The sequence below is a fragment of the Streptomyces sp. AC512_CC834 genome (assembly GCF_019049325.1).
Taxonomy (GTDB): domain Bacteria; phylum Actinomycetota; class Actinomycetes; order Streptomycetales; family Streptomycetaceae; genus Streptomyces.
This window is the reverse complement of record NZ_JAGMUO010000007.1, coordinates 18,503-31,234: the sequence shown is the minus strand read 5'-3', so window position 1 is coordinate 31,234 and position 12,732 is coordinate 18,503. Positions and strand designations below refer to the sequence as shown.

Below are 12,732 nucleotides of genomic sequence, written 5' to 3'. Positions count from 1 at the left end.
GCCCGGCGGATCGCTAGTACGCGACCAGCGAGATCCCCACGTAGTGCGCGATGAAGGCGGCCAGCGTGAAGGAGTGGAAGACCTCGTGGAAGCCGAACCAGCGCGGTGAGGGGTTGGGGCGCTTGAGGCCGTAGATCACGCCGCCCGCGCTGTAGAGCAGCCCGCCGACGATCACCAGGACGAGGACGGCGATGCCGCCGGCCCGCATGAACTCGGGGAGGTAGAAGACGGCCGCCCAGCCCATGGCGAGGTAGCAGGGGGTGTAGAGCCAGCGTGGGGCGCCGACCCAGAAGACGCGGAAGAGTATGCCGGCCGCGGCGGCGGCCCAGATGCCCCACAGCAGCCACTCGCCCTTGGCGCCGGGCAGCAGCAGCATCGTGAGCGGGGTGTAGGTGCCCGCGATGATCAGGAAGATGTTGGCGTGATCGAGGCGGCGCAGTACGCCGTCCATGCGCGGGCTCCAGTTGCCCCGGTGGTAGAGCGCGCTGACGCCGAACAGCAGGCAGGCCGTCAGGACGAAGATCCCGCAGGCGACGCGGGCTTCGGGCGACTCGGCGAGGGCGGTGAGCACCAGGCCGGCGACGAGGACGGCCGGGAACATGCCGAGGTGCAGCCAGCCACGCAGCTTCGGCTTGGCCGGATACGGGAGCGAGAGCGCTTGAGGGCCGCCGCGGCCGGCGGCCGCCGAGTCCCTGGGCGCGTCGGGGACGGACGCAGTCATGGACGCATCGTACCTACGGTTCCGTAAGTTACGTATCAGTACGGACGTATGACGAACGGTGAGTGGCCATCCTCTCACGGGGTGCCCGGCGCCGCACCCCCTACCCGCCTCAGGCCACCCCGCCTCAGTCCACCCGCCTCGGTCCACCCGCCCCGGCGCGGGCACGTGGCGATCCTCACGCCGCTCAGGTGTGACGCCCTCTGGACAGATGGGCGCTCGCGTCAGAGGATCAAATGAGTGCGGTCGACACCGGATGAGCGCCCACGAGGTCATCGTCACGCATCCGGGTCGCAGCCCCCAAGGGGCCTTCCAAACAAAAAACCCCTCATTTAGGAGCAATCGTGGCGCGCGACATCGCTGCTCCCCCCGTCCCCACCAACCATCAGGAACTGGTCTCGTGGGTGAACGGGATCGCCGAACTGACCCAGCCGGACGCAGTGGTCTGGTGTGACGGATCCGAGGCCGAGTACGAGCGCCTGTGCGGGGAGCTCGTGGCGAAGGGCACCTTCAGGAAGCTCGACCCGATCAAGCGCCCCAACTCCTACTACGCGGCCTCCGACCCCTCCGACGTCGCCCGCGTCGAGGACCGGACCTTCATCTGCTCCGCCGAGGAGAAGGACGCGGGCCCGACCAACCACTGGAAGGACCCCGCCGAGATGCGGGAGATTTTCACGGGCACGGGCACCGGCACGGGTGGCGAGGGCGGCCTCTTCCGCGGCTCCATGCGCGGGCGGACCATGTACGTCGTGCCGTTCTGCATGGGCCCCCTCGGCTCCCCGCTCTCCGCGCTCGGCGTCGAGATCACCGACTCCGCCTACGTCGCCGCCTCCATGCGCACCATGACCCGCATGGGGCAGCCGGTCCTGGACGAACTGGGCGACGACGGCTTCTTCGTCAAGGCCGTGCACTCCGTCGGTGCCCCGCTGGCCGAGGGCGAGGCGGACGTCCCCTGGCCCTGCAACAGCACCAAGTACATCTCGCACTTCCCCGAGGACCGCGAGATCTGGTCCTACGGCTCCGGCTACGGCGGCAACGCCCTGCTCGGCAAGAAGTGCTACGCCCTGCGCATCGCCTCCGTCATGGCCCGCGACGAGGGCTGGCTCGCCGAGCACATGCTGGTCCTGAAGCTGACCCCGCCGCGGGGAGAGGCCAAGTACGTGGCCGCCGCCTTCCCGTCGGCCTGCGGCAAGACCAACCTCGCCATGCTGGAGCCCACGATCTCCGGCTGGACCGTCGAGACGATCGGCGACGACATCGCCTGGATGCGCTTCGGCGAGGACGGCCGCCTGTACGCCATCAACCCCGAGGCCGGCTTCTTCGGTGTCGCGCCCGGCACCGGTGAGCACACCAACGCCAACGCGATGAAGACCCTGTGGGGCAACTCCGTCTTCACCAACGTCGCCCTCACCGACGACGGCGACGTGTGGTGGGAGGGCATGACCGAGGAGACCCCGGCCCACCTCACGGACTGGAAGGGCAACGACTGGACGCCCGAGTCCTCTGCGCCCGCCGCGCACCCCAACGCCCGTTTCACCACGCCCGCCGCGCAGTGCCCGATCATCGCGCCGGAGTGGGAGGACCCCCGGGGTGTGCCGATCTCGGCGATCCTCTTCGGCGGGCGCCGCGCCACCGCCGTACCGCTGGTCACCGAGTCCTTCGACTGGAACCACGGCGTCTTCCTCGGCGCCAACGTGGCCTCCGAGAAGACCGCCGCCGCCGAGGGCAAGGTCGGCGAGCTGCGCCGCGACCCGTTCGCCATGCTGCCGTTCTGCGGCTACAACATGGGCGACTACATGGGTCACTGGATCGACGTGGCCAAGGACAAGGACCAGTCCAAGCTGCCCAAGATCTACTACGTCAACTGGTTCCGCAAGGACAACGAGGGCCGGTTCGTCTGGCCCGGCTTCGGTGAGAACGGCCGCGTCCTGAAGTGGATCGTGGAGCGCCTGGAGGGCCGCGCGGAGGGCGTCGAGACGCCGATCGGCGTGCTGCCGGCCAAGGGCTCCCTCGACACCGACGGCCTCGACCTCGCCGACGCCGACCTGGAGTTCCTGCTCAGCGTCGACAAGGAGGTGTGGCGCGAGGAGGCGGCGCTCGTCCCCGAGCACCTGAACACCTTCGGCGACCACACGCCCGCCGAGCTGTGGGACCAGTACCGGGCCCTGGTGCGGCGCCTGGGCTGAGCACCGCGGCCACCCGTCTCCCGCCCACCCCTCATCTCCGCGGCCGGTCCGGCTAGCCCTGACCTGCGAAGTCGTCACGAAGGCCGGTCGCGAGGGGGTCTCCCCGCGCTCCAGTAGCTCAGCAGTACCCCGGAGCACGTGAAGACCCCGCCCGGGCCGGGCCCCCCGCACAACGGCGTGCGGAGGACCCGGCCCTTCAGCATTTGCAACGCCGGTGCGGTATGCGCCCTGGAGGGGCGCGGGGCTGTGTCGATGTGCGGCTCCGCCGCGTGGGCGCGACCAGCCCAGGACTACGGGAAGCCGCCGACCGGCGAACAGTCCCACGGCGCCGTAGCGATCCGCCAAAGCCAACGCAGTGCATGCGCGTCGCTGCGGGTGCGCGCGGGCCGGGGCCGTCCGAGGAGCCCGGAGGGCTCAGCGCGACGCGAGTTCGCGCGGCTCCAGGGCCGCGGAGTGCGCGTCCATGCGCTCGGCGGTCAGGATCGCGACCGCCGTGTCGGCGCGGGAGGCGGCCACCACCAGGGCGCGCGCCGCCAGGGTGTGCGCCCGCCGGTGCAGGGCCGCCGGACGCGGCGCGGGACGGGCGGCGAGACGGGTGGCGGTCACCGGCACGCGGACCGGCACCGCCCCACCCCGCAGCCGGGCCACCTGTCCGGCGAGCCGGTCGGCCGCGGTGTCCAGGTCGGTGGCGGGGGCCAGCGCGCGCAGCTCGTCCGTGACGGCGAGCAGGGCCGCGAGATGGCTCGCGAGCTGGATGTCCAGCTCTTCCTCCCGGGACCGGTGGGGGAAGTCCGAAGGGGTGCCGGCCGTCGTGCTGTGTACCGACTTGGCGCGGATCGGTTCGTACATGGGACGGCCTCCTGAGGGTTTCAGGAAACCATCCTACATTAGATCGAATCTAAAGTTGAGAGAGTTCGCGCGAACCTGGTAGCGGGCTCAAGGCTGGCTGTAGCCGTCCAGGAAGTTTCCGATCCGGCCCACCGCCTCGCGCAGATCCACGGCCGTGGGCAGGGTCACCACCCGGAAGTGATCGGGCTCGGGCCAGTTGAAGCCGGTGCCCTGGACGACCATGATCTTCTCCTGGCGCAGCAGGTCCAGGACCATGCGACGGTCGTCCTTGATCTTGAAGACCTTGGGGTCGAGCCGCGGGAAGAGATACAGCGCGCCCTTCGGCTTCACACAGGTCACGCCCGGAATGCTGGTCAGCGCCTCGTGGGCGGCGTCCCGCTGCTCGCGCAGCCGGCCGCCCGGCAGCACCAGCTCGTTGATGGTCTGCCGCCCGCTGAGCGCCGCGACCACGCCGTGCTGGCCCGGCATGTTGGCGCACAGCCGCATGTTCGCCAGGATCGTCAGGCCCTCGATGTAGGACTCGGCGTGCGCGCGGGGCCCGGAGATCGACATCCAGCCGACCCGGTAGCCGGCCACCCGGTACGCCTTCGACATGCCGTTGAAGGTGAGGGTGAGCAGGTCGGGGGCGATCGCGGCGGTCGGGGTGTGCGTGGCCTCGTCGTAGAGGATCTTGTCGTAGATCTCGTCGGAGCAGACCAGCAGGTTGTGCCGGCGGGCGATGTCCGTCAGCCCGCGCAGCATCGCGTCGTCGTACACCGCGCCCGTCGGGTTGTTCGGGTTGATGATGACGAGCGCCTTGGTGCGGTCGGTGATCTTCCGCTCCACGTCCGCGAGATCCGGCATCCAGTCGGACTGCTCGTCGCAGCGGTAGTGCACCGCCGTGCCGCCGGAGAGCGAGACTGCGGCCGTCCACAGCGGGTAGTCCGGCGCCGGGACGAGCACCTCGTCGCCGTCGTCCAACAGCCCCTGCATCGCCATCACGATCAGCTCGGAGACGCCGTTGCCGATGAAGACGTGCTCGACGTCCGTCTCTATGCCGAGGGTCTGGTTGTGCATGACGACCGCCCGGCGGGCCGCCAGCAGGCCCTTCGCGTCGCCGTAGCCGTGCGCCGTGGAGACGTTGCGGAGGATGTCCTCCAGGATCTCCGGCGGGCACTCGAAGCCGAAGGCTGCAGGGTTGCCGGTGTTCAGCTTCAGGATGCGGTGACCGGCCGCTTCCAGCCGCATCGCCTCCTCGAGCACCGGACCCCGGATCTCGTAACAGACGTTGGCGAGCTTGGTCGACTGGATCACCTGCATGTCCGTGAGCTTACGACCCGGTTACGTTCCATGGGTCGTGTTATCCGCCACTTGAGACGTGCGACGGTTCGGGCGGGTCTCGCCGTTCACCGGGAGCTCCGCCGCACCGACCGCCCCGCCAGTACGTCCGTGCGCCGCCCGTCCGCCATCACGAACCGCCCGTCGACCAGCACGTACGGGACGCCCGTCGGCAGCACCCGCGGGTTCTCGTACGTGCTGCCCGCCGCGACCGTCGCCGGGTCGAAGAGCACCAGGTCGGCCCGGTACCCCTCCCGGACCAGACCCCGGTCCGGCAGCCGCAGCCGAGCCGCCGGGCGCGAGGTGAGGTGGGCGACGCACTCCTCCAGCGAGAGCACGCCCAGCTCGCGCACGTAGTGACCGAGGTAGTGCGGGAAGGTGCCGTAGGCGCGCGGGTGCGGCTTTGCGCCCTGGAGGATGCCGTCCGAGCCGCCGGTGTGGACGCGGTGCCGCATGATCGCGCGCACGTTCTCCTCGTGGCCCACGTGCTGGAGGACGGTCGGCGCCAGCCGGTCGGTCAGCAGGAGGCGGCGGGTGACCGTCCACGGGGTCTCGCCGCGCAGCCGGGCCGACTCCAGGACCGTACGGCCGACGTACTCGGCGAGCGCCGGGTCGCCCGTGCCGGAGATCTCGATCGTGTCCCACTCCATGGGCACGCCGTGGGACCCGTCGGAGCCGATCTCCTCCATGTGGTGCCGGATGCGTTCGGCGGTGTCGTCGTCCGCCAGCCGCTTCATGATCTGCTCCGGGCCGCCCTCGCTCGCCCAGCTCGGCAGCAGCGCCACGAGGGTGGTGCAGCCGGGGGTGTACGGGTAGGTGTCGAGGGTGATGTCGGCGCCGGTGGCCAGCGCCTCGTCGAGCAGCGTCAGCAGTTCCGGTGCCCTGCCCTCGTTCACGCCGAAGTTCATGGTGGCGTGCGCCAGGTGCAGCGGGCAGCCCGCCTCCCGGCTCAGCTCCACCATCTCCTGGTACGCCTCGAGGGCCCCCGCCCCGTACGAGCGGTGGTGCGGGCAGTAGTAGCCGCCGTACGACGCCACCACCCGGCACAGCTCGGTCAGCTCGGCGTCCTTGGCGTACATGCCCGGCGTGTACGTCAGCCCCGACGACATGCCGACCGCGCCCTGCTCCATGCCCTCGGCGACCAGCCGCCGCATGTGCTGAAGCTCGGCGTCGGTCGCGTCCCGGTCGTCCCAGCCGACCGCGAGGGCACGCACCGTGCCCTGCGGGATGAGATAGGCGGCGTTGACGGCGATGCCCGCGTCGAGCCGGTCCAGGTACGCGCCGACCGACCGCCAGTCGAAGTCGACGTCGTCGCCCGGGCCGTTCCACCCGGCGATCGCGCGGCGCACCTCGCCGAGGGTGCGGTCGTCGACCGGCGCGTACGACAGCCCGTCCTGGCCGATGACCTCCAGGGTGACGCCCTGGGCGGCCTTGGCGCTGTGGTCCGGGTCCCGCAGCAGCGCCAGGTCGCTGTGGGCGTGCATGTCGATGAAGCCGGGGCTCAGGACCAGGCCCTCGGCGTCCAGTTCCCGGCGCGCCTCGGGACGCTGGCAGCCGGCGGCCGCCGCCTCCTTGACGATCGAGACGATCCGGCCGCCGTCGACCACGACGTCGGCGCGGTAGGAATCGGCACCGGAGCCGTCCACGACGTCGGCGTCCCTGATGACCAGCTCTTCCATGTGCCCTCCTCTAGAAGAACGTGCGGATGTAGTCGACGACCGTCCCGTCCGCCTCCGCGACGGGGATGAGCTGCCACTTGTCGAAGGACGTGCACGGGTGGGACAGGCCCAGGCCCACCCAGTCGCCGACCTCCAGCTCCGCCTCCGGGGCGGTGCGCAGCCAGGCGTGCTGGTCGGACAGGCCGGTCACCGTGATGCCGGTCGCCGGACGCTCCCGGCGCTCGGGGCGCCCGGGGCCGCCGTCCGCGGAGCGGACCACCTGGGCGAAGGGCAGGTCGAGGTCGTAGGCCGCGTCGCGCTTGCCCGCGTTGGCGAAGGCCTGCTCGGGCGAGGGGCGGGAGACCACCTGCGTCCACAGCCGGAACGCGGGCTCCAGGGCGCCCTCGGCGGGGACGCGGTTGAAGGGGGTCACCTCCCGGTAGTGCCCGTCGTCGTGGGAGACGTAGGCACCCGAGCGCAGCAGCTTGAGGACGGGCAGGGACAGGTCCGGGACCTCGGCGAACACGTCGGCCACCGCGTCGAACCAGGCGCTGCCGCCCGCGCTCAGCACGATGTCCTCCAGACCGCTGAACCGCCCGGCCTTGTCGAAGTCGACGGCCAGCGCGACCAGCCGCCGCAGCCACGCGTGCACGCGCTCCGGGTCGGCGTCCGGCACCTCGCCCTCGTACCCGGCGACCCCCGCCAGCCGCAGCGTCCGCGTGCCGGCCACCGCGTCGGCGACCGCCGCGCACTCCGCCTCCGTGCGCGCCCCGGTCCTGGCCCCCTCACCGGCACCCAGCTCGACCACGACGTCGACCGGGCGGCCGGCCCCTGCCCCGGTCAGCGCCGCGTCCATCAGCTCGACGCCGCGCACGGAGTCGACGTAGCAGACGAAGCGGAAGTCCGGGTCCGCGTCCAGCTCGGCGGCGAGCCTGCGCAGGGCGGCGGCGTCGACCAGCTCGTTGGCGAGGAAGATCCGCCCGATGCCGAAGGCCCGCGCCACCCACACCTGGTGCGGCACCGCGAGGGTGATGCCCCAGGCGCCGTGTTCGAGCTGGCGGTGGAAGAGCTGCGGGGCCATGGAGGTCTTGCCGTGCGGCGCGAAGGCGAGGCCGTGCCGGGTCGCGTACGTCTCCATCAGCGCGAGGTTGTGCTCCAGGCGCTCGGCGGACAGGGCCAGCACGGGCGTGGCGAAACCGCCGGTGAAGAGGTTGCGGCGCTGACCGGCCAGTTCGGCGACGGTGAGTCCGGCGGCGTCCGGCGGGAGGCCCTTGAAACGGTGGTCGACGCGCTCCTCGGCCAGACGGGCGAGGGCTTCGCGGCCGTTGACGGGGCCGGAGTCGAGGGCCATGGAGCCTCCCTGGTCTGATGCGTTGCAAATCCTGCAACGATCGTTGCGTATATCGCTCACTGCTGTCTAACATCTCGGCGAACGCGGGGTCAACGGAGCCGCCGCAATGCCGCAAGGGAGCCCTCACCATCGTGACCGCCACCGGACGAACCAGCACCGCCCCCGACGTCGTGGACGTCGTCGCGCTCGGCGAGTCCATGGTCACCTTCCTCCCCTCGCGCCCCGGACGCCTCGCCGACGTGCCCTCCTTCGACCGTGCCATCGGCGGCGCCGAGTCCAACGTGGCCTGCGTGCTCGCCGCCGCCGGACACTCCGCGCGCTGGGTCGGCCGGGTCGGCGCCGACGGCTTCGGCGACCACCTCGTCGAGGCGATCGGCGCCTACGGCGTCGACGTCTCCGCCGTACGCCGGGACCCCGCCCGCCCGACCGGCATCTACTTCCGCACCGCCGGCGACCGGGCCACCGACGCGCACGAGGTGGCGTACTACCGGGCCGGCTCGGCCGCCTCCGCGATGTCGCCCGACACCATGGACCTCGACGCGATCCGCTCCGGACGCGTCCTCCACCTGTCCGGCATCACGCCCGCGCTCTCCGCCGACTGCCTCGCCCTGACGCGCGAGCTGACCGCCCGCAGCCCCCGCAGCCCCGGCGGCCCCCTCGTCTCCTTCGACGTCAACCACCGCCCCGGCCTGTGGCGCGACGCGGGTCACGGACACGGCCCCGAGGTGCTCCTCGACCTGGCCCGCGGCGCCGACCTGGTCTTCGTCGGCGACGACGAGGCACGGGACGCCTGGGGCCTCGGCGGCCCCGACGCCGTACGCGCCGCGCTGCCCGAGCCCGAGCTGCTCGTCGTCAAGCAGGGCGCGACCGGCGCCACCGCCTTCCACGGCGCCGACGTCACCACCGTGCCCGCCCTCACCGTCGACGTGGTCGCCGCCGTCGGCGCGGGCGACGCCTTCGCCGCCGGGTTCCTCTCCGCCACCCTGCGCGGGCTGCCGGTACGCGAGCGCCTGCGCCACGGCCACCTCATGGCCGCCGCCGCCCTCACCGTCCCCGGCGACCTCGCCACGCCCCCCGCCCGCGACCACGCCGACCGCCTGGCCGCCCTCGACGACACCGCGTGGGGGAGACTGCGACTCGGCCCCGGCTGGACCCAGGCCGGCGACCGGGCCGGCGGCGAGGCCGGCGAAAGGGCCGACGAGGAGGTACGTACGCCATGAGCCAGACCGTCGACCGCGCGCTCAGCATCCTGCCGCTGCTCGCCGAGGGCCCCGCCGACCTGGGCAGGGTCGCCGAGCGCCTGGGCGTGCACAAGTCCACGGCGCTGCGCCTGCTGCGCACGCTCCACGAGCACGGCTTCGTCTACCGCCAGTCCGACCAGCGCTACCGCCTCGGCGCCCGGCTCATCTCCCTCGCCCAGGAGGCGATGGAGAACCTCGACGTCCGCGAGATCGCCCACCCCCACCTCGTACGCCTCAACGAACAGGTGGGCCACACCGTCCACCTCGCCGTCCACGAGGAGGACGAGGTCCTCTACATTGACAAGGTCGAGAGCCGCTACCCGGTCCGCATGTACTCGCGCATCGGCAAGCCCGTCGCCATCACCGTCGCGGCCGTCGCCAAGCTGCTGCTGGCCGACCTCCCCGAAAACGAGCGCCGGACCGTGGCCGAGCAGCTCGACTACCCCATGTACACGGCCCGTTCGACACCGAACGCCGACGGGTTCCTCAAGGAACTCGCCAAGGTGCGCGAACAGGGCTGGGCCACCGACCTCGGTGGCCACGAGGAGTCCATCAACTGCGTCGCCGCGCCCATCCGGGGCGCCGACGGCCGGGTGGTCGCCGCCATGTCGGTCTCCGCGCCGAACGTCGTCGTCACCGCCGACGAACTCCTCACCCTGCTCCCGCTGGTGCGCCGTACGGCGGACGCCATCAGCGGCGAGTACTCCGGCAGGACCCCAGCCAAGGAAGTCACCGCATGACCGACAAGACCGCTCTCGTCCCCGCGACCCACACCGTTCCCCCCGCGAAGTTCTCCCACGGCGTGAAGAAGGGCAACATCCTCCAGGTCGCCGGCCAGGTCGGCTTCCTCCCCCACGAGGAGGGCAAGGCCCCCACCCCGGCCGGCCCGACCCTGCGCGAGCAGACCCTCCAGACCCTCGCCAACGTCAAGGCGATCCTGGAGGAGGGCGGCGCCTCCTGGGACGACGTGATGATGATCCGCGTCTACCTCACGGACGTGGACCACTTCGCCGAGATGAACGAGATCTACAACGCGTACTTCGAGGAGCAGGGCCTCACCCAGCCGCCCGCCGCGCGCACGACCGTCTACGTCGGACTGCCCGCGGGCCTCCTCATCGAGATCGACGCGCTGGCCGTACTGGGCTGACGCCCACCTCCCGCCTGTCTGTGCACGGCACGGCGCCTCCCGCTCCCGGGGGTGCCGTGCCGCGATCCTCCTTGCCCGAAAGCCGAGTGTGTTCACCCAGAGGACCCCCGAATGTCCCGTATATCCCTCCAGCTCGCCGCCGCCTCCGAGACCCCACCGCACACCGGCGGTCTGCTCACGCTGATCGACGGCACGGCGGGTCTGCTGACCGTCGCCGCGATCGGCATCGCGCTCCTGCTCTTCCTGATCATCAAGGTGCGGCTCCAGCCCTTCGTCGCGCTGCTCGCCGTCTCCATAGCCGTCGGCCTGCTCGCCGGCCTGTCGGTCACCGAACTCTTCGGCACCGTCCAGAAGTCCGACGCCGTCTCGACCATCGAGTCCGGCATGGGCGGCATCCTCGGCCACGTCGCCATCATCATCGGCCTGGGCACCATGCTCGGCGCGATCCTCGAAGTCAGCGGTGGGGCACAGGTGCTGGCCACCCGGCTCCTGGGCCTCTTCGGAGAGAAGCGCGCCCCCCTCGCCATGGGCCTCACCGGCCTGATCTTCGGCATCCCGGTCTTCTTCGACGTGGGCATCTTCGTCCTCGCGCCCATCGTCTACGCCGCCGCCAAGCGCTCCGGCAAGTCGATCCTGCTCTACTGCCTGCCGCTGCTGGCCGGCCTGTCGATGACCCACGCGTTCCTGCCGCCCCACCCCGGGCCGGTGGCCGCCGCCGGGCTGCTGCACGTCGAACTCGGCTGGGTCATCCTCATGGGCATCGTCTGCGGCATCCCCGCCGTGCTCGCCGCCTGGGTGTTCTCCGCCTGGATCGGCCGCCGCATCTTCGTGCCGGTACCGCAGGACATGGTCGAGGCCGCCGCGGAGGCCAAGCAGGCCGTCATCGACGAGCAGACCAAGGCCGGCGTCGCGCCGCACGAGAGCCCGGTCGCGCTCGGCACGGTCATCGGCATCATCGGCACCCCGCTGGTCCTGATCCTCGCCGCGACCTTCTCCTCCATCGCCCTGGACCCGTCCACCCTCCGCTCGGTGGTCGAGTTCTTCGGCAACCCGTTCGTGGCCCTGACCATCGCCCTGCTCCTCGCCTACTACCTGCTCGGCATCCGGCGCGGCTGGTCCCGCAAGTCCCTGGAGACCGTCTCGACGGCCTCGCTGAAGCCGGTCGGCAACATCCTGCTGGTGGTCGGCGCGGGCGGCGTCTTCGGGGCCGTCCTCAGCGCCAGCGGCGTCGCCCAGGCACTCTCCGACACCTTCAACGACGTCGGCCTGCCGGTGATCGTCCTCTCCTACCTGATCTCCCTGGTGCTGCGGGTCGCCCAGGGCTCGGCGACGGTGGCGATCGTGACGACGGCGGGCATCGTGGCGCCGCTGCTCGCCGAGGGCGACCACTCGCAGGCGTTCGTCGCCCTGGTCATCATGGCCATCTCGGCGGGCTCCATCTTCGCCTCGCACGTCAACGACGGCGGCTTCTGGATGGTCGCCAAGTACTTCGGCATCAGCGAGCGGGACACGCTCAAGACGTGGACCGTGCTGGAGAGCGTCCTGTCGGTCGCCGGCTTCGTGGTCGCCGCGCTGCTGAGCCTGTTCGTGTAGGCGTCTCGTGCAGTCGTCTCGTGTAGGCGTCTCATAACGAAGTTGGGGCTGGCTGTGCCCGACACAGGATCGTCGACCATACTGCCCGCTGTGGAGCAGCGCAGAGGATCGACCAGCCAGCCCCTGGAAGGCGCCGGATTCGACCCGGCATTCATCCCCGGGCTCACCGCACCCGTGTCCGGTGAGCCGGAGGACGTGAGACGCGACGAGGCGGAGAAGGACGCCGACGCGGAGACCGAGGAGACCTCGGAGCCCTCAGCCGTCGGCGAACCGTCCGCCGAGGACACCGCGGAACAGGACGACGAGGCTCCTGTGGACGGCCCCGTCTTCGAGGCCGCCGACCGTCGCGCCAAGATCGTCGCCGACCACAAGGGCGTACGTCTCTCCCTCGACGACCAGAGGTGCGAGTTCCGCTGGGAGGAGGTCGGGGCCGTCGAGACGGAGACCGGCCGCTTCGGCAAGCGGTTCACCGTCACGGTGCACACGCCGGACCGCCGCTGGTACCCGATCGAGATCGAGGCGACGTCCCGGAGCCGCTTCCAGGAGTGGGAATCCGCCCTGGACGAGGTCCTGGACGCGTACTTCGACGACGGCGAGGCGGATGCGGAGCCCGAGCCCGAGCCCGAACCCGAGACGGAGGAGTCCGCGGACGGGAAGGAGTAAGCGCATCGG

At 71.3% G+C, this 12,732-nt stretch carries 11 protein-coding genes; 6 read left to right on the top strand and 5 right to left on the bottom strand.

Going from position 1 to position 12,732, the window contains the following annotated elements; genetic code table 11:
- Positions 1 to 13: 13 nt before the first annotated feature.
- On the bottom strand, positions 14 to 721 hold the full coding sequence (locus KUM40_RS00620; RefSeq protein WP_217161641.1) for a hemolysin III family protein: 708 nt from the start codon (positions 719 to 721) through the stop codon (positions 14 to 16).
- Positions 722 to 1,062: 341 nt separating this feature from the next.
- On the opposite strand from KUM40_RS00620, the gene KUM40_RS00615 reads away from it, so the two are divergent.
- A complete protein-coding gene (locus KUM40_RS00615; protein ID WP_217161640.1) occupies positions 1,063 to 2,904 on the top strand; it encodes a phosphoenolpyruvate carboxykinase (GTP) in 1,842 nt (613 codons plus the stop codon).
- 414 nt (positions 2,905 to 3,318) lie between these two features.
- Here the strand turns inward: KUM40_RS00615 and KUM40_RS00610 are convergent, their stop codons facing one another.
- From KUM40_RS00610 to KUM40_RS00595, 4 genes are all read right to left on the bottom strand, one after another.
- Positions 3,319 to 3,753 carry a hypothetical protein gene (locus tag KUM40_RS00610; protein WP_217161639.1) on the bottom strand — a complete coding sequence of 145 codons (435 nt, stop codon included), beginning with the start codon at positions 3,751 to 3,753 and terminating at the stop codon, positions 3,319 to 3,321.
- Positions 3,754 to 3,840: 87 nt separating this feature from the next.
- On the bottom strand, positions 3,841 to 5,052 hold the full coding sequence (locus tag KUM40_RS00605) for a pyridoxal phosphate-dependent aminotransferase (RefSeq protein WP_217161638.1): 1,212 nt from the start codon (positions 5,050 to 5,052) through the stop codon (positions 3,841 to 3,843).
- A gap of 86 nt (positions 5,053 to 5,138) precedes the next feature.
- Positions 5,139 to 6,749 carry an amidohydrolase family protein gene (locus KUM40_RS00600; RefSeq protein ID WP_217161636.1) on the bottom strand — a complete coding sequence of 537 codons (1,611 nt, stop codon included), beginning with the start codon at positions 6,747 to 6,749 and terminating at the stop codon, positions 5,139 to 5,141.
- 10 nt (positions 6,750 to 6,759) lie between these two features.
- On the bottom strand, positions 6,760 to 8,079 hold the full coding sequence (locus KUM40_RS00595) for an amino acid deaminase (protein WP_217161634.1): 1,320 nt from the start codon (positions 8,077 to 8,079) through the stop codon (positions 6,760 to 6,762).
- A 131-nt stretch (positions 8,080 to 8,210) separates the two neighbouring features.
- On the opposite strand from KUM40_RS00595, the gene KUM40_RS00590 reads away from it, so the two are divergent.
- The 5 genes from KUM40_RS00590 to KUM40_RS00570 all read left to right on the top strand — a co-directional run bounded on the left by KUM40_RS00590 (position 8,211) and on the right by KUM40_RS00570 (position 12,723).
- The gene (locus KUM40_RS00590; protein WP_217161632.1) at positions 8,211 to 9,299 is read left to right on the top strand and encodes a sugar kinase; all 1,089 of its coding nucleotides are present in this window, start codon (positions 8,211 to 8,213) and stop codon (positions 9,297 to 9,299) included.
- The gene (locus KUM40_RS00585) at positions 9,296 to 10,060 is read left to right on the top strand and encodes an IclR family transcriptional regulator (RefSeq protein WP_217161630.1); all 765 of its coding nucleotides are present in this window, start codon (positions 9,296 to 9,298) and stop codon (positions 10,058 to 10,060) included. Before KUM40_RS00590 ends, KUM40_RS00585 begins: the two co-directional genes overlap by 4 nt.
- Entirely contained in the window at positions 10,057 to 10,467 is a 411-nt protein-coding gene (locus KUM40_RS00580) for a RidA family protein (protein ID WP_217161628.1), read from the top strand. Before KUM40_RS00585 ends, KUM40_RS00580 begins: the two co-directional genes overlap by 4 nt.
- A 111-nt stretch (positions 10,468 to 10,578) precedes the next feature.
- Positions 10,579 to 12,060, top strand: coding sequence for a GntP family permease (locus tag KUM40_RS00575; RefSeq protein ID WP_217161626.1), 1,482 nt, complete (start codon positions 10,579 to 10,581; stop codon positions 12,058 to 12,060).
- A 90-nt stretch (positions 12,061 to 12,150) separates the two neighbouring features.
- Positions 12,151 to 12,723, top strand: a complete 573-nt coding sequence (locus KUM40_RS00570; RefSeq protein WP_217161624.1) for a hypothetical protein — start codon at positions 12,151 to 12,153, stop codon at positions 12,721 to 12,723.
- The last annotated feature ends 9 nt before the right edge of the window (positions 12,724 to 12,732 follow it).

Excerpts from the sequence above, each read along its gene's own strand:
- KUM40_RS00595 (WP_217161634.1), bottom strand. The coding sequence starts at position 8,079 with ATGGCCCTCGACTCCGGCCCCGTCAACGGCCGCGAAGCCCTCGCCCGT.
- KUM40_RS00585 (WP_217161630.1), top strand. The coding sequence starts at position 9,296 with ATGAGCCAGACCGTCGACCGCGCGCTCAGCATCCTGCCGCTGCTCGCC.
- KUM40_RS00600 (WP_217161636.1), bottom strand. The coding sequence starts at position 6,749 with ATGGAAGAGCTGGTCATCAGGGACGCCGACGTCGTGGACGGCTCCGGT.
- KUM40_RS00605 (WP_217161638.1), bottom strand. The coding sequence starts at position 5,052 with ATGCAGGTGATCCAGTCGACCAAGCTCGCCAACGTCTGTTACGAGATC.
- KUM40_RS00620 (WP_217161641.1), bottom strand. The coding sequence starts at position 721 with ATGACTGCGTCCGTCCCCGACGCGCCCAGGGACTCGGCGGCCGCCGGC.
- KUM40_RS00610 (WP_217161639.1), bottom strand. The coding sequence starts at position 3,753 with ATGTACGAACCGATCCGCGCCAAGTCGGTACACAGCACGACGGCCGGC.
- KUM40_RS00575 (WP_217161626.1), top strand. The coding sequence starts at position 10,579 with ATGTCCCGTATATCCCTCCAGCTCGCCGCCGCCTCCGAGACCCCACCG.
- KUM40_RS00580 (WP_217161628.1), top strand. The coding sequence starts at position 10,057 with ATGACCGACAAGACCGCTCTCGTCCCCGCGACCCACACCGTTCCCCCC.